The sequence below is a fragment of the Planctomycetota bacterium genome, from assembly GCA_035384565.1.
Taxonomy (GTDB): domain Bacteria; phylum Planctomycetota; class PUPC01; order DSUN01; family DSUN01; genus DAOOIT01.
On sequence record DAOOIT010000007.1, the window covers coordinates 61,261 to 82,417 of the forward strand.

The 21,157-nt window shown below is 68.6% G+C and carries 17 protein-coding genes and 1 pseudogene; 9 read left to right on the plus strand and 9 right to left on the minus strand.

Annotation, left to right across the window (positions count from 1 at the left end):
- Positions 1–6 precede the first annotated feature (6 nt).
- The 6 genes from PLE19_04200 to PLE19_04225 form a co-directional block, all read right to left on the minus strand.
- Positions 7–753, minus strand: a complete 747-nt coding sequence (locus tag PLE19_04200; GenBank protein HPD14123.1) for a 16S rRNA (uracil(1498)-N(3))-methyltransferase — start codon at positions 751–753, stop codon at positions 7–9.
- Positions 754–826: 73 nt separating this feature from the next.
- Positions 827–2,431, minus strand: a complete 1,605-nt coding sequence (locus PLE19_04205) for an RDD family protein (protein ID HPD14124.1) — start codon at positions 2,429–2,431, stop codon at positions 827–829.
- 7 nt (positions 2,432–2,438) lie between these two features.
- Entirely contained in the window at positions 2,439–3,182 is a 744-nt protein-coding gene (locus PLE19_04210; protein HPD14125.1) for a 3-oxoacyl-ACP reductase family protein, read from the minus strand.
- 68 nt (positions 3,183–3,250) lie between these two features.
- The gene (acpS, locus tag PLE19_04215) at positions 3,251–3,643 is read right to left on the minus strand and encodes a holo-ACP synthase (protein ID HPD14126.1); all 393 of its coding nucleotides are present in this window, start codon (positions 3,641–3,643) and stop codon (positions 3,251–3,253) included.
- 9 nt (positions 3,644–3,652) lie between these two features.
- Positions 3,653–5,812 carry a hypothetical protein gene (locus tag PLE19_04220; GenBank protein ID HPD14127.1) on the minus strand — a complete coding sequence of 720 codons (2,160 nt, stop codon included), beginning with the start codon at positions 5,810–5,812 and terminating at the stop codon, positions 3,653–3,655.
- A gap of 83 nt (positions 5,813–5,895) precedes the next feature.
- Positions 5,896–8,112: a hypothetical protein gene (locus tag PLE19_04225; protein ID HPD14128.1), complete on the minus strand. Its 2,217-nt coding sequence runs from the start codon at positions 8,110–8,112 to the stop codon at positions 5,896–5,898.
- 233 nt (positions 8,113–8,345) lie between these two features.
- Here PLE19_04225 and PLE19_04230 point away from each other — a divergent pair, with 233 nt between their 5' ends.
- Positions 8,346–9,425 carry a M42 family metallopeptidase gene (locus PLE19_04230; protein ID HPD14129.1) on the plus strand — a complete coding sequence of 360 codons (1,080 nt, stop codon included), beginning with the start codon at positions 8,346–8,348 and terminating at the stop codon, positions 9,423–9,425.
- 211 nt (positions 9,426–9,636) lie between these two features.
- On the opposite strand, the gene PLE19_04235 is transcribed toward PLE19_04230, so the two are convergent.
- The gene (locus PLE19_04235; protein HPD14130.1) at positions 9,637–11,157 is read right to left on the minus strand and encodes an AAA family ATPase; all 1,521 of its coding nucleotides are present in this window, start codon (positions 11,155–11,157) and stop codon (positions 9,637–9,639) included.
- Positions 11,158–11,855: 698 nt separating this feature from the next.
- On the opposite strand from PLE19_04235, the gene rsfS reads away from it, so the two are divergent.
- The 6 genes and pseudogenes from rsfS to PLE19_04265 all read left to right on the plus strand — a co-directional run bounded on the left by rsfS (position 11,856) and on the right by PLE19_04265 (position 16,998).
- Positions 11,856–12,245, plus strand: coding sequence for a ribosome silencing factor (rsfS, locus tag PLE19_04240; GenBank protein ID HPD14131.1), 390 nt, complete (start codon positions 11,856–11,858; stop codon positions 12,243–12,245).
- A 99-nt stretch (positions 12,246–12,344) separates the two neighbouring features.
- Positions 12,345–14,099: an arginine--tRNA ligase gene (argS, locus tag PLE19_04245; GenBank protein HPD14132.1), complete on the plus strand. Its 1,755-nt coding sequence runs from the start codon at positions 12,345–12,347 to the stop codon at positions 14,097–14,099.
- 205 nt (positions 14,100–14,304) lie between these two features.
- Positions 14,305–14,526 (plus strand): annotated as a pseudogene (locus PLE19_04250) (DedA family protein).
- A gap of 312 nt (positions 14,527–14,838) precedes the next feature.
- Positions 14,839–15,144 carry a VTT domain-containing protein gene (locus PLE19_04255; GenBank protein HPD14133.1) on the plus strand — a complete coding sequence of 102 codons (306 nt, stop codon included), beginning with the start codon at positions 14,839–14,841 and terminating at the stop codon, positions 15,142–15,144.
- 74 nt (positions 15,145–15,218) lie between these two features.
- Positions 15,219–16,160 carry a bifunctional enoyl-CoA hydratase/phosphate acetyltransferase gene (locus tag PLE19_04260; protein ID HPD14134.1) on the plus strand — a complete coding sequence of 314 codons (942 nt, stop codon included), beginning with the start codon at positions 15,219–15,221 and terminating at the stop codon, positions 16,158–16,160.
- Position 16,161: 1 nt separating this feature from the next.
- Positions 16,162–16,998 (plus strand): sugar phosphate isomerase/epimerase family protein, encoded by an 837-nt coding sequence (locus PLE19_04265; GenBank protein HPD14135.1) that lies wholly within the window; start codon positions 16,162–16,164, stop codon positions 16,996–16,998.
- A 131-nt stretch (positions 16,999–17,129) separates the two neighbouring features.
- On the opposite strand, the gene PLE19_04270 is transcribed toward PLE19_04265, so the two are convergent.
- Both PLE19_04270 and PLE19_04275 read right to left on the minus strand, forming a co-directional pair.
- Positions 17,130–17,480 carry a cupin domain-containing protein gene (locus PLE19_04270; protein HPD14136.1) on the minus strand — a complete coding sequence of 117 codons (351 nt, stop codon included), beginning with the start codon at positions 17,478–17,480 and terminating at the stop codon, positions 17,130–17,132.
- On the minus strand, positions 17,477–18,649 hold the full coding sequence (locus PLE19_04275; GenBank protein HPD14137.1) for an aminotransferase class I/II-fold pyridoxal phosphate-dependent enzyme: 1,173 nt from the start codon (positions 18,647–18,649) through the stop codon (positions 17,477–17,479). Before PLE19_04275 ends, PLE19_04270 begins: the two co-directional genes overlap by 4 nt.
- A gap of 140 nt (positions 18,650–18,789) precedes the next feature.
- On the opposite strand from PLE19_04275, the gene PLE19_04280 reads away from it, so the two are divergent.
- A complete protein-coding gene (locus PLE19_04280) occupies positions 18,790–19,626 on the plus strand; it encodes an amidohydrolase family protein (protein ID HPD14138.1) in 837 nt (278 codons plus the stop codon).
- A 196-nt stretch (positions 19,627–19,822) separates the two neighbouring features.
- A complete protein-coding gene (locus tag PLE19_04285; GenBank protein HPD14139.1) occupies positions 19,823–21,157 on the plus strand; it encodes a pectate lyase in 1,335 nt (444 codons plus the stop codon).

Sequence of the window (21,157 nt, forward strand, 5' to 3'; positions counted from 1 at the left end):
GGCGTCTCAGGCGAGCGGGTCGCCTCCCTGCTCGTAGTGGTACAGAATGGCCGCCAGGGCTGCCGCGGCCGCCGTCTCGGCACGCAGCGTGCTGCGGCCCAGGCGGACGGGCAGGAACCCCGCCCCGATCGCCAGGCGGAGCTCCGCGAGTTCGAAGCCGCCCTCGGGGCCGATGAGGTAGAGCACGGACGCAGGGCGTGGATGCGCCTGCAACACCTCGCGCAGGGGGGCCGCCACGTCGTCGGGCGAGAAGATCAGGCGGAGGTCCCACTGGGCCGCCTTCTCGAGGAGTGCCATCAGAGGCCTCGGCGCGGCGATGCGGGTCACCGTCGTTCGCCCGCACTGCTTCGATGCCTCGATGGCGATGCGCTCCCATCGAGCCAGATGGGCGGCCTCCTTGCGTTCGATCTTCGGCACGCTCCGGCGCGTCTCGATCGGCACCAGCTCGCGGAGCCCCAGCTCGCAGCACCGGTCAATCAGCTCGTCCATCGCCTTCGCCTTCACCAACGAGCAGCCGAGCGTTACTCGGAGCGCCGGATCACGGTCCACCCGCTCGCGTCGCGCAACGTCAATGCGGACCCTCCCACGCTCGATCCGCTCGACACGGCCCGTGCATTCGGTGCCGGAGCCATCGAACACCCCCACCTCCTCCCCCGTGCGCAGGCGCAGTACGCGGATGGCATGGTGGGCCTCGTCGCCGTCCAGCCACAGGTGGTTTTCCGTCCCCATGTCGGGGCGGTAGAAGCGGTGCATCAGGGCGTCCTGTCCTGTGTGGGAAGGTCGCAGAAGCCCTTATTATAGCGCGGAAAGCCTAGGCTGTCGAGCCTCAGTCGCCCTCGGCCGGAGCGGGCGGCGGCGCATCCACGACCACGGTCCCTGCCAACAGGTCGCCGACTCGCCGGCCCGTCCGCGTGAGAAGGACACACAGCGAGCCAACCAGGTAGGCGGCGGGCACGAGGAACGGCCAGGGCCGAAGCAGGTTGCGCAGGACCACGCGCCCGAGAGCGGCGCGGCGCCCATCGGCCCCAATCACCAGAATGCCCAGAAGCAGTTTCCCAAAGCTCTGCCCGGAGAGGCTCTCGCTCACGACGAAGTACGTGAAGAAGATGCCTGAACAGATGCTCAACGTGGTGATCAGGCCGCCGGCGTCGGCATCGAGCGAACCGTCCCCCTGCCCCACCCAGCCCAGCGCCGCTGAGCACAGGAGCAAGGCGATCAGGAAGTCCACCAACTGCGCCGCCACACGGCGAGTCCAGGTGGCTACCCGCACGTCGGCGCCTGCCAGACGCAGCGTGCCTTGTGGCCTCGCCCGCGCCCAGAAGGCTGCCCACCCCACCATGGGCAGCAACACGAAGCTCAGCGCAACGTTACCCAGCAGCCACCAGAAGAGGTAGGTGGGCCAGGGGGAGAGGCGCAGAAGAGTCTCGGCCTCGCGCCATTGGCCCGCCACCCATTGGTGAGCCACCACACGGTCCATGCAGGCGCGGAATACGAAGAGCGAGCCGCCGAATGAGATGGCGTCTATGTCGAGCGTCCAGTCCAGCCATCGGCGGTCGGCAGCGCCGGGGATGGGGATGGGCGCACTCCATTGGCCACCGGCCGCGGTGAGGGCCACCAGGGGCCGTTCCGCCTTGAGGCGCTGGCCACGCGCCTTGCAGATGACCCAGATACTGCCTCCGTGACTGGCGACGGCGTAGTCGCTGTTCGGGTAGGGAACCGGCACCGAGCGGGGCGTGCCCCACGCATCGCCATCGAAGGTCGCATGCCAGACCTCGTTCCCTCGGCCCCCGGGCGCGGGCTGGTGCCAGAAAACCATCGCGGTCCCCTCTCCGGACAGCGCCGCCACGTCGCTGGCGGCGACGCCGAGCGCGAGGGGCTGGCCCAGCACGGCGGGGCTGGCTGGCCGCCGGCCAGGCGGCGTGGGCGTGAGGCGCGCAGCGCGGACCCGGCCCTTCCCGTCCACCGCCTCGACACCGAAGACCCACAGGTCGCCGCCCACCGGACAGGCCGCCTCGGGCGGCCATGCCAGGGGCCAGGCGCACGACTGCCACGCGCTCTTGTGCCCCCCGCCGGCCCCCAACGCGGGGAAGATCGCCTCCGCCCGCCAGTTGGGGGCCCGGTAGATGGAGTAGTTGTCGCCGCGGAAGACATAGAGGCTGTCGTGGAGGAACGCCACGCAGCGATGGCCGCCGTAGAGGCGCTCCTCGGCGAGCCAGCCCTGGCCGCTCACAAGCCGCCGGTAGCACGACGAGGGCGGCGCCTGAGGGTCCGTCTTGCGCTCGTAGAGCAGGTGCAGCACGCCGTCGCTCGCGGCCGACTTGACCCGCACGTGCCGCTCGAAGAGCTGGTCGAGCAAGCTGGGCTGCGCCGGCGCGCCGGGGGCCGCGCCCAGAAGCACGGCCAGCAGGAGGGACGAAAGGTGGCTTCTCACGGCAGTCCTAGAGATTGAGCCCGCCGTCCACGCAGAACACTTGCCCCGTGATGTAGCGGGCGGCATCGCTGGCCAGGAAGGCGGCCAGGCCGGCCACGTCGTCCGGCTGCCCGAAGCGCTGGAGCGGGATGAGGCTGAGGAGCGCGGCTCGCTTGGCCTCGGGCAGGCCGCTCGTCAGGTCCGTCTCGATAATACCGGGGGCGATGGCGTTCACGGTAACTCCGTGGGGCGCCAGCTCGCGCGCCGCTGCGCGGGTGAGGCCGAGCAGGCCGGCCTTGGCCGAGCAGTAGTTGGCCCGCTGCATGTCGCCCAGCAGGGCTGCGTCGGACGAAATGTTGAGGATGCGGCCCCACTTCCCCCGCGTCATCTGCCGCGAGGCGGCCTTGGTGCACAGGAACGCGCCCTTGAGCGAGGTGTCCACCACGTCGTCCCATTCGCTCTCGCTCATGAAGGCCAGGAAGTTGTCGCGCACGATGCCCGCGTTGTTCACGAGAATGTGCACGCCGCCCAGGGCGGCCTTAGCCTGCTCGAACAGGGCTTTCACCTGGTCGGGCTGACGAACGTCGGCCTGCACGCTGACAGCCTGGCGCCCGAGCGCCGTGATCGCCGCGACTACCTCCGCCGCGGCGTCGGAGCGCTCGCGGCAGTTGACCACCACGTTCGCTCCGTCGCGGGCCAGGGCGAGCGCGATGGCGCGGCCTATGCCGCGGGATGCGCCGGTCACCAACGCAACCTTTCCGTCAAGTCCCACGGTCGTCTCCGCTCAGAGCGCGTGATGCGCGATACGTGAGCAGGCAAGGCGGGAAACAGGCTCACGCGTCACGCATCCGGTCTTCCCTCCGCCACGGCGCTGGCCACGGCATAGCGCTCGGTGTGCGAGATGGAGATGTGGATGTTCTCAATGCCCATCTCGTTGGCCCGAGCTAGCGCACCGCCGGTCAGGCGCACCGACGGCTCGCCGCCCGCGCCCAGCTCCACCTCGATGTCCTTCCAGCCGATGCCCTGCACCCAGCCGGTGCGGATGGCCTTGAGCACGGCCTCCTTGACCGCGAAGCGCCCGGCATAGTGCATGACGGGACGCGGGCGCTGGTCGCAGTAGGCCCGTTCGGCGGGAGTGAACACGCGATCGAGGAGCCGCTCGCCGCGGCGGACGATGGTTTCCTCCAGGCGGTCCACCTCCACAATGTCAATGCCGGTGCCGAGGATGGCCACGGCCCGCTCCTACAGCTCGCCTGCTTTGCGCTGGCCCTTGAGGGCCTTGTCCACACGCTCCAGCGCCCGCTGGAAATCGGGCTCGGTCATCGCCTCCACGTGGCCGTCGGCGAAGGCGACGGCCCGGCGGCCCTCCCGAAACGGCTGCCGCTCCCAAACGACTGGCGTGCCCGCCGCATCCTCGACCTCCGCGAGGCGGAGCTTGGCGCCCACCTGGCCGTCCAGGAAGTAGACGTAACTGCACGCCTTGCCCGCGACCTGTGGCGGGTCGGGGTCGTTGGGGGCCACGAGCATCGCGGGGTCCTGGATCAGCTTGGCGTCCAGCAACGCCGCGAGGTTCGTAGGCAGCGCGCCGCGGTCCTGCTCGTGTAGGATCAGGGCCATCGAGATCTGGCGCAAGTTGTTCATAGACACCGTGTTTCGCGCGGCGCCGCGAGCCGAGGCCACCGCCGGCAGCGCGAAACCCGCCCCCACGCCCAGGAGAAATGCCGCGGGGGCCGGCCCGATGGCGCTCAGGCCGATGGGCGAATGCGTCTCGCTGAAGATCGCCTGCTCCGTCGCATAGGAGTAGGAGATGGCGGGGAACATGTGCTTGCGGACCGTGCGAATGGAGGGCAGGTTCGCGAGATCAATCGGCACGGGGTTGCCGGGGATGGCGTGCACGAGGGTCAGGAGCGGCCCCAGGATGGCGTAGCCGGAGACGAATGCCTCGCCGAAGTCGGAGTAGGCGATGGAAGTGGCCTCCTGGGGCACCAGGGCCTGCATCTCGCGGAAGCCAGGGTCCTCGAGAATCGAGGGTTCGCCGGCGTCGAGGAACGCCAGGTAGTCTTTCAGGTGGATCGGCGAGAGGGCGAAGATCACACGCCCGTCGCGCCGCGCATAGCAGGGGGCCAGGGGCACGCCGATGCCGGGCGTCGCCAGGTAGCGGATGGTGTGCGCACCAAAGGCGATGGTGCGAAGCTCGGCCCCCGCCTCCTCGTCTTCGGCCTTGATGATGCGGTGGAGTTGGGCAACGAGCTTGGTCATGGCCCCATCGAATCGGTCGCCATCCTTCAGCCCCAACGACACGATGAGGGCCGGCAGCAGCGACTTGCCCGACGTCGTGATGAGCGTCCCCGTGGCCAGCGACCCGAACAGGTCGTCGCGCACGTGGAAGCCGGCTTGCCTGTGGAACTCGGCGAGGGTTTCGTCCACCGCGCCGCGGCCCGCGGCTGCGCCGAACACCCCGATGGCCAAGTCGTACAGCTCCGCGGGACTGGTGCTGGTAATCCACGCGAGCCCGGCATCGCGCGGCGCCAGCTTGAGCAGCGAGCGGTCCACCGGCTGGCCCGCCAGCGTACGGAGAAGACCCTGCCGCTCGCCCGCCGTCTGGGCGAAGAAAGAGCCCACCAGGGCGCGGTCTTTGGCCCCCAGACGCACGCCAGCGGCCCGCAGGCCGTTGAGGCCCAGCGCGCCGAGGACTGCCCGGGCCTCCGGCGGCATCTCCGCGCCGAAGCGCTCCATCAGGGCTGCATGGTCGTAGAGCAGCAGGGCCACCGGCGAACCGCTCGAGGCCGCGGCCCCCCGGAAAGCCGCCTGATCGGCCAACTTGGGCGTGTTTGCGGCCAGGGCGCGCTCCAGCGCTGCCCGGGACGAGGAGAAGAAGAGGAACGAGTCGCGCAGGCCGAAGCACAGGCCGTCGGGGCCCGGGCCGAGCTGCGTGGCGTCGAGGCCAGCGATCTGGAGCTTCTGCGCGGCGAGGCCGACAGCGCCGCCCACCTGTACGAGGAAGGCACTCACCTGCTCCCGCGCGGGGCTCCCCGGCGCGCCGACCCTGGCCACGAACAACGCGGCCGGCGGCCCGCCCTGCCCTGGCGGCGGCATGAGCGCCAGCCCCACGCGGCAGCCGAGCAGCGGCCGGAGCAGCGCAGGGTTCACCCGCAGGAACGTCGCAAGAAGCTGATTGGCTCCCCCGATGGCCGTGTTCACCGAAGCGAGCCATTCGGCCACCTCGGGTTCCTTGAGCAGGGTGGCCAACGCCGTCTTCTCGATGTCGGGGTTGTCGCCGTAATAGCACAGCGTCACCATGGCGTCGGCGGGCAGATGGTGCTCGATGCTGGTCTCACCCGCAAGGGCCGAGACAGCGAGAGCAAGGGTCAGAAAGCACAGGAGTGGAACTCGGCGGGCCATTGGTGGCTCCTTGCAGCAATTGTGGCGGGCCACGCCCGGCCCGCGAGAGACGCGGGGCAGAGACGCCCCGCCTACGGAACCGCCTAGAACTCGCCCTTGGCGGGGCCGGCTTTGGGTGGCGGAGCCTGCTTCGCCCGCTGCTTCACCTCGTCATCGAGCCGCCGCAATTCGTCTTGGAAGCGGGCCTCGTCCACGACCTCCACGTGGGAGTCGAAGAAGAGGATGCTCCGGCGCCCCTCGGTGAACGGCTTGCGGTCCCACGCCATGATCACGTTGGGTGGAAAGTCGTCCATGAAGCGATGGTTGGGGTGCTTCTCGAAGCAGCTCACGTAGCTGCATGGCACGCCGTTGGGGAGCTTGGGCGGGTCGTCGTCGAGGGGGGAGACGAGGAACTCCTTCTCGATGATCTTCTTGTCCACCAGCTCGGCCAGGCTCTTCGGGTACCAGCGGTTGTCGCCGTGCTCGTTCAGGTAGGTGGCGCAGCCGAGGGCAATCTGGTTGAGGTTGTTGCGGTCTCGAATGAGGCGCGCCTCGGTGCGCGCCGTGGTGAGGGCGGGCAGCGTGATGCCCGCGGCGACGGCAGCGGCCCCCGCGGGCAGGAGCGTGGGGCTGAACACGTCGAGGCCCTCGCCCTGCACCTCGGCCCGCAGGCGGCCGTTCTCGAAGGCGGTGTAGGCGATCGATCCGCGGCTGTAGCGGCGGATGACGCGCGACGAGGGCATGTTGGCCAGGTCGAGCGCGGGCTTGAAGTCGGCCGCCATCTGGGCGAGCATCAGGAAGGGCGCCAGGGTGTTGTACAGGCCTTCCATCGTGTCGGGCCAGTAGCCGTAGGCCACGGAGGTCGCGCCCTTTGGCACAAGCGGGGCAAGCCGCTGGTACTCGGGGCTGTCGAGGATCGTCGGCCTCTTGTCGGCCAGGAAATCCAGGTACGCCTTCAGATGCAATGGGTGCGAGGCGAAGACGAATGTGTCGCCCAGGCTAGCGTAGCAGGGGGTCCAGCCGGGCATCATCAGCGCGGGCCGGCCCGCCATCCACAGGTAGCGGCAACTGGTGCCGCGGTACTGGAAGGCTTTCAGATCGGTGCGCACAGCGCCCACGTCGGGCAGGCCCATCAACAGGAGGTCGAGACGCGCGACGAGCTGGGCGATGGCCTTGTCGAGGGCCACGCCGTCGCGCACGCGCTGGACGAGCACGTTGCAGCCCACCCACGCCCCCTCGTTCCACGACAGGGCGAGCGTGCCGCTGCCGAGCGGAGCCAGCAGGCCGTCGCGAAGCTTGATGCCGGCCTTTTGCTCGAGGGCGGCTAGCCCCTGGCGTCCGTCCGCGGCGGCCTGCGCGTCCACGCGGGCGATCATCGCCCAGATCTCGTCCCAGAGCCACGTGAAGTCCGACGATGCAAGCCAGAAGAGCGTGGCTTCGCGCGGCACCATCTTGAGCAGGGCGGGGTCGAACGGGGGCGCCTCGGCCAGGCCTTTGAGCAGGCCCGGCTGCTTTGCGGCGTCGGGCATGTCGAGGGCGAAGCTCGTCACCAGCCGCTTGTCGCGGGGCACAAAGGCCAGTTCCGCCGCATTCACGGCGTTGAGGCCGAGCGCGCCGAGCACGCGCCTCGCCTCGGCGTCCATCTGCGCGCCAAAGGCCTTGAGCATGACCTGGTGGTCGTAGCGCACGCGCAGCGCCGCCCGCTCGCCGCCGGCGGGTCCAGGGGCCTTCGGGGCGGCGGGGTCGAGCGCCTTGCGCAACAGCTCCTCGCCGTCGCAGGCGACGAGGAAAGGTCCGTCGAAGACGAATGCGTTCGGCTGCCCCTTCCTGTCCACGTAGCACGTGGCCTGGAGCGCCCCGATCGCCACCTGGCGCGCCGTGTCGGGCTTGGCCTTGGCCAGCACCTGCTTGAGGAACTCCTCGGCCTGGCGGCGCGTGGCGGCCTCCCCTGTGCCCACGTTGGCGACGAGCGCAATGTCGGGTTCGTCGCGCCCCGCGCGCGGCGCCAGGAGGGCCAGGGCGCACTCGCACCCCGACAGCCACCGCACGAGCAGTTCGGGATCGGCCTCGTCGTTCCTCCGCATCTCTTCGAGAATCTTGTCGTAAAGCGGCTTGAGCTTCTCAAGAGCGGCCTTTACCTCAGGCTCCTGGAAGAAGGCATGGAGCGGCGTCTCGCGCACGCCCGGGTGCGTGCCGTCGTAGTGAATCACGAGCCAGGCCTCGGCCGGCAGGTAGCTCGTGAGGTCCCGTTCGGCCCCGAACGCCGCGCCTAGCCCCAGCAGCAACACGAGCGACCTGACACACAGGCGGCCTGGCTTCATCGGTGGGCCTCGCAGTCGGGGAATGGGGCATCGGAATGTTACACAGGGATTCTACCGCGTGGCCCCTGGCGCGTCAATCCCGCAGCGGATATAATCCCCCTTGGCCATAGTGCGGGCGTTGTCGCCTCCACTCGTAGTGCCGGCTTCAGCCCGTATCCGTCGAATGCCAGAACGAAGCCAGATACGGCCTGAAGGCCGCACTACGAACCAGGAACCGCATTCAGGGGAAAGCCATGGACCCTCAGACGCTCGACCTGCTCAAGGAACTCACCGAGGCGCCCGGCCTGCCGGGCCACGAGGAGGCGGTCCGCCAGATCGTCGCCCGCCGCGTTGAGGGCCTCGCCGACGTGAGCTACGACCGCATGGGCAACATCGTGTGCAAGAAAACGGGCGACCCCGCCGGCCCGCGCGTGATGCTGCCCGGCCACATGGACGAGATCGGCTTCGTCGTCAGCGGCATCACCGACGAAGGCTACCTGCGCTTCTCCGCCCTCGGCGGCTGGTGGGACCACGTGATCCTCGCCCAGCGCGTCACCGTCCACTCCTCCAAAGGCGCCTACCCCGGCATCATCGGCTCCAAGGCCCCCCACGTGCTCACCCCGGAGGAACGGCAGAAATTCGTCAAGCGGGAAGACATGTTCGTGGACGTCGGGGCGAAGGACAAGAAGGACGCGACGAAGAAGCTCGGCATCCGTGTGGGCGATCCGGTGGTGCCCATCTGCCCCTTCGGCACGATGCATAACAAGAAACTCCTCCTCGGCAAGGCATTCGATGACCGCGTGGGCGTCGCCATGTTCATTGACACCCTCCGCAAGCTCGTGGGCGCGAAGCACCCCAACACCGTCTACGGCGTGGGCACGGTTCAGGAGGAGGTGGGCACGCGCGGCGCGCAGACCGCCGCCCACGCCGTCGAGCCCGACGTGTGCCTCGTCATGGAGGTCGGCATCGCCAGCGACACCCCCGGCTTCCCCAAGGAGGACAAGGAGAAGGGCACGCTCGGCAAGGGGCCCCAGATTTGCTTCCTCGATGGCGGCATGATCCCCAACCTCAAGCTCCGCGACTTCCTGGTGGACCTGGCCGAGGAGAAGAAGATTCCCTACCAGATCTCCATGCTCAGCGGCGGCGCGACGGACGGGCGGCCAATCCACATCCACGGCCTCGGCGTGCCCACCGTCTACATCGGCCTGGCCACCCGCTACATCCACAGCCCCGCCGGCGTCCTTCACAGCGACGACTACGACAACGCCGTCCGCTTGATCGTCGAGGCCGTCAAGCGCCTCGATGCCAAGACCGTGCGGACGTTCTATCCCTAAGCCAGCCCCGAGAACGGCACGGTGTTGGGGATGGGTGTTCGGTGTGGGGGGCGAGACGAAGACGCATCTCGTCCCTACGCTCTGCGTGGGGACGGTCCGCCGACCGCTCCGCGGTCACCGGCATGGACGCGGAATGTCCCATTCACCGCCCCATGCGGGCGCCGGGGCCAGGAGGCGAGGGGCTCGAGGACGGGAACGAGGCCGGGAGGCATCAGGTATCCCTCGCCTGCGCGCGCGACGCCGGCCGCGCGCGGTCGGCCGCCCACTCGCGCAGGCCGGCAATGTCCTCGCGCATCGTGACGGAGAGGGGCACGGACTCCTTGACGCAGGCGACGATGTCGCGCTGCTCGACTTCGCGCCCCTGGTCGAAGGCATCGTAGAGGGCAGAGACGATAGCCTGCTCGATCTCGGCCCCGCTGAAACCTTCGGTGAGCGCGGCCAGTTCGCCCAGGTTGCACAGCTTCGGGTCACGCCGCCGCTTGCGCAGGTGGATCGCGAAGATTTCCTCCCGCTCGGCGCGGCTGGGGAGGTCTATGAAGAAGATTTCGTCGAAGCGGCCCTTCCGCAACAGTTCGGGCGGCAGGGCGCCGATGTTGTTCGCCGTGGCAATGGTGAACACCAGGGCATTCGTCTCCTGAAGCCAGGTGATGAACGTGCCGAAGACGCGCGCCGTGGTCCCCGCGTCGCTGATGCCCGAGCTCTCCGTGCCAGAGAATGCCTTCTCGATCTCGTCCACCCACAGAATGGCGGGGGCGATGGACTCGGCGACCTGGAGGGCATGCCGCATGTTGCTCTCGGACGAGCCGATGAAGCGGTCGAAGATGCGGCTGATGTCGAACCGCAGCAGCGGCACACCCCAGAGCTGGGCCACGGCCTTGGCGGTGAGGCTCTTGCCGCAGCCCTGCACGCCGAGCAGCAGCACGCCCTTCGGGCGCGGCAGGCCGTAGGCGCGTGCCTCGTCGGTGAAGGCGCGGGCGCGCTTGCGCAGCCACTCCTTCAGGATGTCCAGCCCCCCCACGTCGCCCATGCCCTCGCGAGGGTCATAGTATTCGAGCAGGCCCGACTTGCGGATGATCTGTTTCTTCTCGCTGATCACGGCCTCGATGTCGCTGGCGTCGAGCTTGGCGTCACGCACCAGAGCCTGCGAGAAGACGCGCTCGGCCTCGTCCAGCGTCAGGCCCAGCACAGCCGTCACCAGCCGGTCGCGGTCCGCGGGCGAAAGATTCACCCGGGCGGTGCCGGCCTCGGTCACCTCGCGCGCCAGGTCGGCAAGCAATCCTTCCATCACCTGGCGGCCGGGCACCGGCAGGTCCACCACCGTCACCGACTTCTGAAGCTCAAAGGGCAGCTCGAGCAGGGGCGAGAGGAAGACGACCGTCTTGTATGACCGCCGCAGCGAGTGGCACAGGTCGCGAAGCTGGCGCACCACCACGGGGTCCTTGAGATAGGGGTGGAAGTCCTTGAGCACGTAGATGCACGGCTGGGCGTCCTGGAGCACGGCGTTGAGGGCCTCGAGCGGCTTGCGGCCCATGTCGCCCGCCTCGCGCAGGCCGCTGGCCACCTCCACGGTGCGCATGCCATCGGTAGCCGTCCACACGGCCAAGTTCTTCTTCTGAGCCCGCGCGATCCGCAGCAGCAGGTACATCGCCCGGTCCTCCTCCCACGTGACCAGGTAGAGGATCGGGTAGCGGGCGCGAATGAGCACATCGAGCTGGCGAAGGACGTCGCTCATGCCTGGGTCCCCTTTGCGCAGGGCAAGGTGCCTTCATTGTGCGTCGGCGGGGGGGGCCGTGTCAAGGAGCAGCACAAACCAGGCGGTTGCGATGTCGGACGTTCCTGCGGGCGGACCGTTCGCCTGAGGCTTCAGATGTCGGACCCGCCACGGTTTGACCATCCCGACGCGGCCCCCGCTGGGGAGCGCGCGACGGGAGATGCGGCGCCAGCGAGGACCGTCCCATAACCCTCTATGCCCCAACGCCTTACGCCCTCCGGCCATTCCTGCACCCATACTTGCTCATCCCGCAGATGAGCGAATATGGCCGGAGCCGCGAGAATCGCCGATCCTCGCCCTTCCATCCATGCTGTATCACTTCCCCCCCTCACAGGGTTGATACAGCATGCGCAGGCTGCGCCCGCCAGCCCCTCGGCAGGGCCCTCCCCAGGAACCGCCAGGTCCGCAGGGAGAGGGCATGCCCACGCCCTGCACCGGCCAGTCGAGGCAGGACCGGCAGACCCCGAAGAGGCCCTTCTCTCAAGTTCCGTCCCGAAGGTTCCAGTACCTTCGTGAGGCCCTCAGGTCCTGCTGCTGGCGAAAGCCCAAGGTGACATCGCAACCGCCTCAGCACAAACAACCGGCGCTTGACAAACGCCGCCCGTTGGCCAAAATCATAGGGACGCAGGATGCGCCAGGCACACGGCCCTGGATGGAGTGTGCGGGGCGCCGCGAAGCCAGCCTCGGAACCTAGGAGAAACCGCCTGACTCCCCAGGAACTCGCCATTGCGTGTGCCCGCATCGCGGACGACCTGAAGGCCGAGGACCTCCTGATCCTCGACCTGCGAAAGCTCACCTCGATCACCGACTGTTTCGTGTTGGCCACGGCTGCCAGCGAGCGCCAGCTCAAGGCCATCGCCGACCGCCTCCACCGCGACCTCAAGGCCCGGGGCATCACCCACCTCGGCATCGAGGGCGAGCCCACCGGCGGCTGGGTCCTGATGGACTATGTGGATGTGGTCGTGCATCTGTTCAGCCGCGAGGCCCGCGCCTTCTACGCCCTCGAGATGCTCTGGGGCGATGCGCCGCGGATCCCCTGGCAGCCGTAGCGCCGCGCTCTGAGGCAACCCCGCCCTTCTGCCGTGTTTCCCGTTTGCAACAAACCGCCCCATGGGCATAATAGAGGGTCTATCCATCGGAGGCGACCGATGCTGGAACGAGCGCTGGTGACGGGATTCCAGGCCGCGCTGGCTGAAGCCGCGGCGCGCGCCTTTGGCGACGTGGACCTGGGTGGGTTAGCTGTGCAGTTCGCCCCGACGCCGAGTCCCGACGTGGGCGACCTGGGCTTCGGGTGCTTCCCACTAGCCAAGGTGCTGCGGCGCAAGCCGCACGACGTTGCGGCGACGCTGGCCGAGACGATTCAGCTCCCGCCCCTGTTCCGCAAGACCCAGGCCGTGGGACCCTACCTCAACCTGTTCCTCGACCGCGGGGCATTCCTGGGAGCGCTGTGCCGCGAGATCGCCGCGGCCGGGCAGGCCTATGGCAACGCCGAGGCCCCCAGCGGCCAGACGATCGCCCTCGAGTTCTCCTCGCCCAACACGAACAAGCCGCAGCACCTGGGCCACGTGCGGAACAACGTGCTGGGCATGGCCCTCGCCCGCATCCTCGAGGCGGCGGGCCACCGTGTGCTCAAGCTCAACCTCATCAACGACCGCGGCGTCCACATCTGCCAGTCCATGCTCGCCTACCAGCGCTGGGGCAACGGCGCCACGCCCCAATCCACAGGCCGCAAGGGCGACCACTTCGTGGGCGACTACTACGTGCGTTTCGCCCGGGAGGCGGAGAAAGACCCCAGCCTGAAAGATCAGGCCCAGGACCTCCTGCGCCGCTGGGAGCAGGGCGACCCCCAGGTGGTGGCCCTCTGGCGCACGATGAACGGCTGGGTCTACGAGGGCTTCGACGCCACCTACCGCCGCCTGGGCGTGGAGTTCGACCGCATCTACCACGAGAGCGAGACGTATCGCCACGGGCGCGACATCGTGCTCAAGGCCCTCGCCGAGGGCCGCTGCTACCGCCTGCCCGACGGCGCCGTGGAGGCCGACCTGGAAGCCGACGGCCTGGACAAGAAGATCCTCCTCCGCCGCGACGGCACCACAGTCTACATCACCCAGGACCTCGGCACGGCCGTTGCCCGGCACGGCGAACTGGGCTTCGACCGTATGTACTACGTCGTCGCCAGCGAGCAGATCCACCATTTCCGGGTGCTCTTCGCCCTGTTGCGGCGATTCGGCTATGAGTGGGCCGCCAACTGCCGCCACGTGAGCTACGGCATGGTCTACCTGCCCGAAGGCAAGATGAAGAGCCGCGAGGGCAAGGTGGTGGATGCCGACGACCTGATGGACGAGGTGGAGGCGCTGGCCGCCGAGGCCGTGCGCGAGAAGCACGCCGACATCGCGCCCGCCGACCTCGCCCGCCGCGGGACGCAGATCGCCCTGGGCGCCATCAAGTTCTACCTCCTCGCCGTCAACCTCGAGAAGGACATCACGTTCGACCCTGCCGCGAGCGTGAGCTTCGAGGGCGACACGGGGCCCTACGTGCAGTACTCGCACACCCGCATCTGCGGCATCCTGCGCAAGGCGGAGGCAACTGTGGGCGGGGCGTCCCTGCCCCGCGAGGCCGACTTCGCCGCACTCGGCAACAACGCCGAAACGGCCCTCGGGCTGCTCCTGATGCAGTTTCCCGCCGCCGTGCGCGACGCGGCGGAGTCGTGCAACCCGCAGCGGGTGGCCAGCCACGTGCTCGAGGTCGCCCGCTCGTTCGCCCAGTTCTATCACGACAGCCCCGTGCTTCAGGCCGAGAGCCCCGGCCTGATCGCCGCGCGGCTCGAACTATGCCGGGCCACCCAGACCGTGCTCCGGCGCGGCCTCGGCCTCCTGGGCATCGAGGCGCCGGAGCAGATGTGAAGCCTGCGATGCGTGATGCGTGATACGTGATGCGTGAGAGGAGGGGCCTCGACCTCCAGGCTTTGTTGTCTTCTCACGTATCACGTATCACGCTTCACGTATCACGACGCCTTGTTCAGGAATCACCCCCTTGGCCAACTCAGACCATCAGCCCGAGCCTGCGGCATCGTCGAAGCCCACCCCCTGGTGGCATTTCCACCGCCGCCTGTACCACTGGGTGCTGCACTGGGCCGACACGCCCTACGGCACGCCGGCGCTCGTCACACTGTCGTTCACCGAGTCGTCCTTCTTCCCGATCCCGCCCGACGTGCTGCTGATGGCTCTGGGCATTGCCAGGCCCCGGCGGTCGTTCTACTATGCGCTCCTGTGCTCCGCGGCCTCGGTGCTGGGGGGCCTGTTCGGCTACTTCATCGGCTACGCGCTCTGGAATCCCGTGGGCGCGCCCATCCTCCGGTCGCTCCGCCTTCTCACGCCGGCCAGCCAGGAGGTGCTGGTGCGAGGCGTGGAGGGCCGCATGGTGGTGGTGAGCGCGCCACATGGCGTCACGCTCCACGCGAGCAAGTGGTCGGAGTGGCTCGGCCTCGCCGAGCCGGCGCTGGACGGCAATGAGGCGATGATGCGGGTCCACCGCGACCTGCTGCACCGCGAGCGAGCCGCCACCACGCCGCCCATCGGCGAGAGTTCGTACGAGGTCCAGCAGACCACGGCGCCCCTGGCGGTGGACGAGCCGGCCTACCTGATGACCGACACTTATCACCAGGCCCGCGCACTCTACGAGAAGTACGACTTCTGGATCGTCTTCGCCGCGGCCTTCACGCCCATCCCCTACAAGGTTTTCACCATCCTCAGCGGCCTGATGCAGATGCCCCTCGTGCCCTTCCTCTTCGCCTCGGCCATCGGGCGCTCCATGCGTTTCTTCCTGGTCGGCGCACTGATCTTCGCCTTCGGCAAACCGGTGCGCCGCTTCATTGACCGCTACTTCAACCTCATCTCGCTCCTGTTCTTCGTCCTGCTGATCGGCTTCTTCGCCATCCTCGGGATCTAGCGCCCGCAGGGGCCCGCCGCAGTCGGGGCGCGTGCTGCCGGTTCCTCTCCACCCTCTTGCAGGAGGCTGTCGCCATGCGTTCGTTTGCGGAAGTCATGGAAGCCGTGCGCGAGTATCCCGTGAAGGACCTCGCCGTGGCCGCCGCCGAGGACCACACCGTGCTGGAGGCCGTCGCCGAGGCCATGCGGATGAAAATGGTCCGGGCGATCCTCGTCGGGAACGAGATGGCGATCCACAAGACGGCCGAGGAGCACGGCATCAACCTCGGCGAGGCCAAGATCATCCACGAGCGCGACCCCATCCGCGCCGCGGCCACGGCCACGGCCATGGTCAGCGCACATGAGGCCGACATCCTGATGAAGGGCTACATCCACACCGACGACTTCCTGCGCGCCGTGCTCGACAAGGAGCGGGGCCTGCGGGCCCACTCGGTGATGAGCCACGTCTACATCATCGAGCACCCGCGCCGCGAGCAGTTCCTGTTCCTCTCCGATGGAGCCATGAACATCGCGCCCGACCTCGAGCGCAAGGCCGACATCATCCTCAACGCCGTCCACACCGCCCACGCCTTCGGCATCGAGGAACCCAAGGTCGCCGTCCTCGCCGCCATCGAGCTGGTCAACCCCGCCATGCAGGCCACCGTGGACGCCGCGACGCTGCACATCATGGCCGAGCGCCGCCAGTTCTCGCCCAAGTGCGTGATTGACGGGCCGTTCGGCTTCGACAATGCCATAGACGAGCGCGCGGCTCAGCACAAGAAGATCGGGGGGCCGGTCGCCGGCAAAGCTGACGTCTTGATCGTGCCCGACATCGAGGCGGGCAACATCCTCGCCAAGTCGCTGGTCTATCTCGGCGGGCTCACCGTGGCCGGCGTGATCGTGGGCGCCAAGGCCCCCATCGTGCTCACCTCGCGGGCCGACCTCGCCCCCGCCAAGCTCGCCAGCATCGCTTGCGCCGTCTACATGGCCGGCGTCATCCGCGAGTTGCGCCTCAAGGTCGGAAAGGTACACTACTGAGATGAAACTCTCCGCCTCGCTCCAACCTCACAAAGGCGAGAGCTGGCCCGCCTTCGCGCTCCGTGCGGCCGGCCTCGGGTTCCAGGGCGTCGCGCTCCCGTTCAACCCGGCCTGGACCGATGCCGATCTCCTCGGCATCCGCCAGGCCCTGGACGAGCAGCAGGTCGAGGTGGTCGAACTGACGGCCCACTGCAACTTCCTCACGCCGTCGGAAGATGAGGTGCGCCGCAGCTTCGATGCGCTGACCCGGGCGATGGAAGCGGGAGCCTTGCTCAACTGCGACCACGTGGTCACCCACGTAGGCTCGCGCAGCCCCGACCCCCGCCAGCCCCTCGCCCCCCACCCCGAGAACTGGGCCGATGCCACCTGGGACCTCCTCATCCGTCGCATCTGGGCGTTGCTCGATGGCGTCGAGGACGTGGGAGTCCGCCTCTGCTTCGAGCCGTGCGCCACCACCACGCTCAACTCGCTCGACAGCCTGGCGGCCCTGGTGGCCGATGTCGCCACGGTGAGTGTTCGCATCGCCCTCGACCCTGCGGCCATCTTCAATGCCGAGGCGGCGGTGCGGCCCAAAGAGGCCCTGGCCGAGATCTTCGCCACCCTCGCCGACGCCATCGCCATCGCCCGCGCCACCGACGTGCGGCTCGCCGCGGGGGCTGACGAGCCGCTTCTCGAGCGCGTCCCCCTCGGCCAAGGGGCGCTCGACTACACAACATACCTCAAGCTCCTCAACGCTCTGGAACTTGACACGCCCCTGATCGTGCCGCCTCAGGAGGACGATGCGGCGTACCGCAGGGCGCACGATTTCCTGGCCACGGCGGCACAGGGCGCGCGGTGACAGGGGCGGCACCGGCCTCGATGGGATCTTGGGCGGCAGCTCACGCGCCGGCTGTGCGCTTGCGGGGGAGGACTGGATGAATGGATGTCGGGCAATCACCCATCCATTCATCCACCCATCCAACCATACGCTCAGCCCGTGCACGTCTTCGGCATCGGCACAAGGCACAGCAGCGTGAGCGGCTCCACGCCCGTGTTGCCGAAATGATGCTCCTCGTTGGGCGGCACAAAGACCACCGTTCCGGGCGACAGGGGCGTGGCGCCGTCCGGCCCCACCGCCTCTCCCTCGCCAGTCAGCACGAACACCTCGTGCTCCCACGGGTGCGCGTGGTGCGGCGTGTGGCCGTCGGGCGCGATCTCGAAGTGCCGCATCGCGAAGTTCGCCGCGCCGTCGCCTTCGGCGATGATCCAGCGGATCTTCACGCCCCGGGCGCCTTCCTCCACCTCCTGGGCCGCCACGTTCGTGTAGTGTTTCACCTTCATCGCGCGTCCTTTCGTCTCGCAAGAAACGCCGCCAGCCGGTCGAGCGCGGGCGCGAGGATGCTCTCCTCGACCGCGAAACACAGGCGCACGTGGCCCTCGCCGCCCGCGCCGAAGGCACAGCCGGGCGCCAGGCCCACCCCCCTATCGAGAAGGAGGCGGCGGCAGAAGTCGAACGAGTCGGTCAGGCCCTCGATGCGCGGGAACACATAGAACGCTCCCGCGGGCCGCGCGAGTTCCACGCGCGGGCAGTGGCCGAGGCGCTCGCACGCCAGGTCGCGCAACGCGCGATAGCGCATCTGCATCTCGCGCACGAATGCCTCGCCCTTGGTGATCGCCGCAAGGGCTGCCCGCTGCGAGGGCGCGGGGGCATGGCTCACCACGAACTCCTGGAGCTTCGTCATCTGCTCCACGATCTGCTGCGGGCCGAGGGCATAGCCCACGCGCCAGCCCGTCATGCTGTAGGCCTTCGACAGGCTGTTCAGCAGCATCAGGTGCTCGCGCAGCCGTCCCAGGCGACGCACCGGCGCCACGGGGCCGTCGAACACGATCCGCTCGTACACCTGGTCGAGGATCAGGCACACGCCACGCGCGGCGGCCAGATCGGCCAGGAACGCCTCTTCGGCCCCCGACATCACCCAGCCGGTCGGGTTCGACGGGCTGTTGACGAAGAGCACGCGCACCGACGGGTCCAGCGCGGCCGCCAGGGCGTCGTGGTTCACGCGAAACGCGCCGTCGTTCTCGACCAGCGGCACCTCGACGGGCGTCGCGCCGAGCATCTGCACAATGGCCGCCACGTTCGGCCAGCAGGGCGACAGAATCACCGCCTTCGAGCCGGGCTCGAGGGTCGCCGCGAAGGCCAGGAACAGCGCCTCCACGCCGCCCGCGGTCACCACCACCTCGCCGTCGGGGTCGTAGTCGAAGCCGTGGAGGCGGCGGGTCTGCGCCGCGATGGCCTGGCGCAGGTCGAGATAGCCTGCGTTGAGGGTGTAGAACGTATGCCCCTCGTCAATCGCCTGCTTGGCGGCCTCCTTGATGAAGGCCGGCGTGGGCACGTTCGATTCGCCGAAGTACAGGCGCAGGGGATTGGCCACCTGCGTGGCCAGGTCCGACAGCTCGCGGATGCGGCTGCGCGGCACCGAGGCCGCGTGCCGCGAGGGGAACTCGTGCACCGGCTGCTCCTCTCTGTTTCCTCCTCCGATGATAGTGGCAAATGCCCACGGGGTCAACCCGCCTGACGCCTGGTTGAAACCCCTTGGCGTTGCCCATATACTGCCTCACGGGGAGGAGCACTGAGAGCGAGGACGACGCGATGATTGACATCCACACCCACATCGGCAAGGTCTGGCGTGGGCGGCCCTGGCTCACCGCAGGCAAACTGGTGCGCTGGATGGACCGCCACGGGATCGAGAAGGCGGTCGTCCATTCCATCGAGAATCCCGAGGAACTGCACTACTACGTGCCCACACCCTACGTGCTCAAAGCCTGCCGCCGCTTCCCCGACCGCCTGTTGCCTTTCTGCAACGTGGATCCCCGCATCGAGAACTCCAGCCCCAAGACCGACTTCTACTCGCTCATCAAGGACTACGTGGACCAAGGGGCGCGCGGCTTCGGCGAGTCGCTCTCGGGCCTGCCCGTGGACGACCCGCGGCTCGTGGCCATCTACACGGCGTGCGGCCGCCTGGGCCTGGCGGTGACACTGCACATGGACAACCTCCGCGGCACCGACGCCCTCGGTCTGCCCGGCCTCCGCCGCGTGCTGGCCGCGTGCCCCGACACGGTGTTCTTCGCCCACGCGCCCCACTGGTGGGCCGAGATCAGCGCCGACGTGCGCGAGGAGGACCGCGGCGGCTACCCCAAGCGCCCCGTGGTCCCCGGCGGCGCTGTCGAGCAGGTTTTCGATGCCTTCCCCAACATCTACGGCGACCTGTCGGCCTTCTCAGGCTACAACGCCATCACCCGCGACCCCGAGTTCGGCCGCGGCTTCCTCGAGCGCTGGAGCCACCGCCTCTGCTTCGCCACCGACTACCTGCGGCCCGGCCAGGATTGTCCGATCATCCGCCACATCCGCGAGGTGGACATCAGCCGCAAGGCCCGCCGCCGCATCACCCGCGACAACGCCCGACGGGTTCTGAGGCTGAAGGGATGAGGCATCGAGGGAGGAAGCCCTTTCTGGCAGAACGGGCTCCCTCCCCCACGCCCTCTGCATCCCAAAGACTTATAGACTGGAGAAGCCGATGCTGCTGACCAGGCGAGCAGCCGCCCTTGGGTTCCTGATGTCACTCGGCCCCTCACCCTATGCAGCGGATGGTTCGCAGGAATTGCGTGACCACGCGCTCGCCGGGATGAAGCGAGCAACAGAGTTCTTCACGCGGGAGGTGGCCTGCCACGGCGGCTACCTGTGGCGCTACTCGGAAGACCTGAAGCAGCGCGAAGGCGAGGGCACCGCCACCGAGACCCAGGTGTGGGTGCAGCCGCCCGGCACCCCCGCCGTGGGCCTGGCCTTCGTGCGTGCCTACCAGGCCACCGGCGACAAGCAATTCCTCGACGCCGCCCTCGCCGCCGCCCACGCGCTCGTCTTCGGCCAGATGCGGTCGGGCGGATGGCAGTATCTGATTGACTTCAGCGAGGCCGGCGCGAAGCGCTTCGCCTACCGCCACCTGCCGGAGCCGAAGTCCAAGGGCGTTCGCACCCACTCAGTCCTCGACGACAACACGACCCAGGCCGCCCTCCGCCTCCTGATGGCTGTGGATGAGTTGGTGAAGGACGAGAGGGTGCACGAGGCGCTCGTCTACGGCCTCGACGCGTTGCTCAAGGCCCAGCTCCCAAAGGGCGGCTGGCCCCAGGTGTTCGGCCTGCCCGAGCCCGAGCAGCAATTCGCCCCCTATGTGAAGATCGAGCTGGATGGGACGCGCACGACGCTCCAGCGCCCCACCCGCTACTGGCACTACGCCACGTTCAACGATGGGGCGATCAACGACTGCATCGCCGTGTGCCTGGAGGCGCACGAGCGGACGAAGGAGGCGAAGTACCTCGACGCGGCGCGGCGCGCGGGCGACTTCATCCTTCTCTCGCAACTCAAGCCCCCGCAGGCCGGCTGGGCGCAGCAGTACACGCACGACCTCAAGCCCGAGTGGGCGCGCAAGTTCGAGCCGCCCGCCGCCTGCTCCGCCGTGGCCGTCCGCAACATCCGCTCCCTCATCGAGATCTGGCTCGCCACAGGCGACGCCAAGTACCTGGAGCCGATCCCCCCTGCGCTCGACTGGCTCGAGCGCTCGAAGCTCCCGGGCGAGAAGCCCCGCTGGGCGCGCTTCTACGAGCTGGGCACCAACCGCCCCCTCTACTTCGTCAAGGACACCTACGAGCTGACCTATCGCGACGACAACCTGCCCACCCACTACAGCTTCCAGGGCGACTACGGCGTCGAGAGCGCCGTCCGCGCCTTCCGAGCCGCGAAGGAGAAAGGCCGCGAGGCCCTGCTGGCCGAGCGGGCCCGCAAGCCCGCCGCCTCCGAGCTTCAGGCCAGGGCGCGGACGATGGAGCCCCAGGTGCGCCGCGTGCTCGACGCGCTTGATGCCAGGGGGCGCTGGATCACCGACGGCTGGATCGAGTGCAAGGTCTTCATCGCCAACCTCGACGCGCTGTCCTCGTACCTCGCCGCCACGCGGCCGGCGCCGTGA

What these genes read in the sequence shown, in the direction of transcription:
- PLE19_04280 (HPD14138.1), top strand. Translation starts at nt 18,790, where the DNA reads ATGATTGACATCCACACCCACATCGGCAAGGTCTGGCGTGGGCGGCCC.
- PLE19_04255 (HPD14133.1), top strand. Translation starts at nt 14,839, where the DNA reads ATGACCGACACTTATCACCAGGCCCGCGCACTCTACGAGAAGTACGAC.
- PLE19_04200 (HPD14123.1), bottom strand. Translation starts at nt 753, where the DNA reads ATGCACCGCTTCTACCGCCCCGACATGGGGACGGAAAACCACCTGTGG.
- PLE19_04220 (HPD14127.1), bottom strand. Translation starts at nt 5,812, where the DNA reads ATGGCCCGCCGAGTTCCACTCCTGTGCTTTCTGACCCTTGCTCTCGCT.
- argS (HPD14132.1), top strand. Translation starts at nt 12,345, where the DNA reads ATGCTGGAACGAGCGCTGGTGACGGGATTCCAGGCCGCGCTGGCTGAA.
- PLE19_04260 (HPD14134.1), top strand. Translation starts at nt 15,219, where the DNA reads ATGCGTTCGTTTGCGGAAGTCATGGAAGCCGTGCGCGAGTATCCCGTG.
- PLE19_04285 (HPD14139.1), top strand. Translation starts at nt 19,823, where the DNA reads ATGAAGCGAGCAACAGAGTTCTTCACGCGGGAGGTGGCCTGCCACGGC.
- PLE19_04270 (HPD14136.1), bottom strand. Translation starts at nt 17,480, where the DNA reads ATGAAGGTGAAACACTACACGAACGTGGCGGCCCAGGAGGTGGAGGAA.
- PLE19_04265 (HPD14135.1), top strand. Translation starts at nt 16,162, where the DNA reads ATGAAACTCTCCGCCTCGCTCCAACCTCACAAAGGCGAGAGCTGGCCC.
- PLE19_04230 (HPD14129.1), top strand. Translation starts at nt 8,346, where the DNA reads ATGGACCCTCAGACGCTCGACCTGCTCAAGGAACTCACCGAGGCGCCC.
- PLE19_04225 (HPD14128.1), bottom strand. Translation starts at nt 8,112, where the DNA reads ATGAAGCCAGGCCGCCTGTGTGTCAGGTCGCTCGTGTTGCTGCTGGGG.
- PLE19_04235 (HPD14130.1), bottom strand. Translation starts at nt 11,157, where the DNA reads ATGAGCGACGTCCTTCGCCAGCTCGATGTGCTCATTCGCGCCCGCTAC.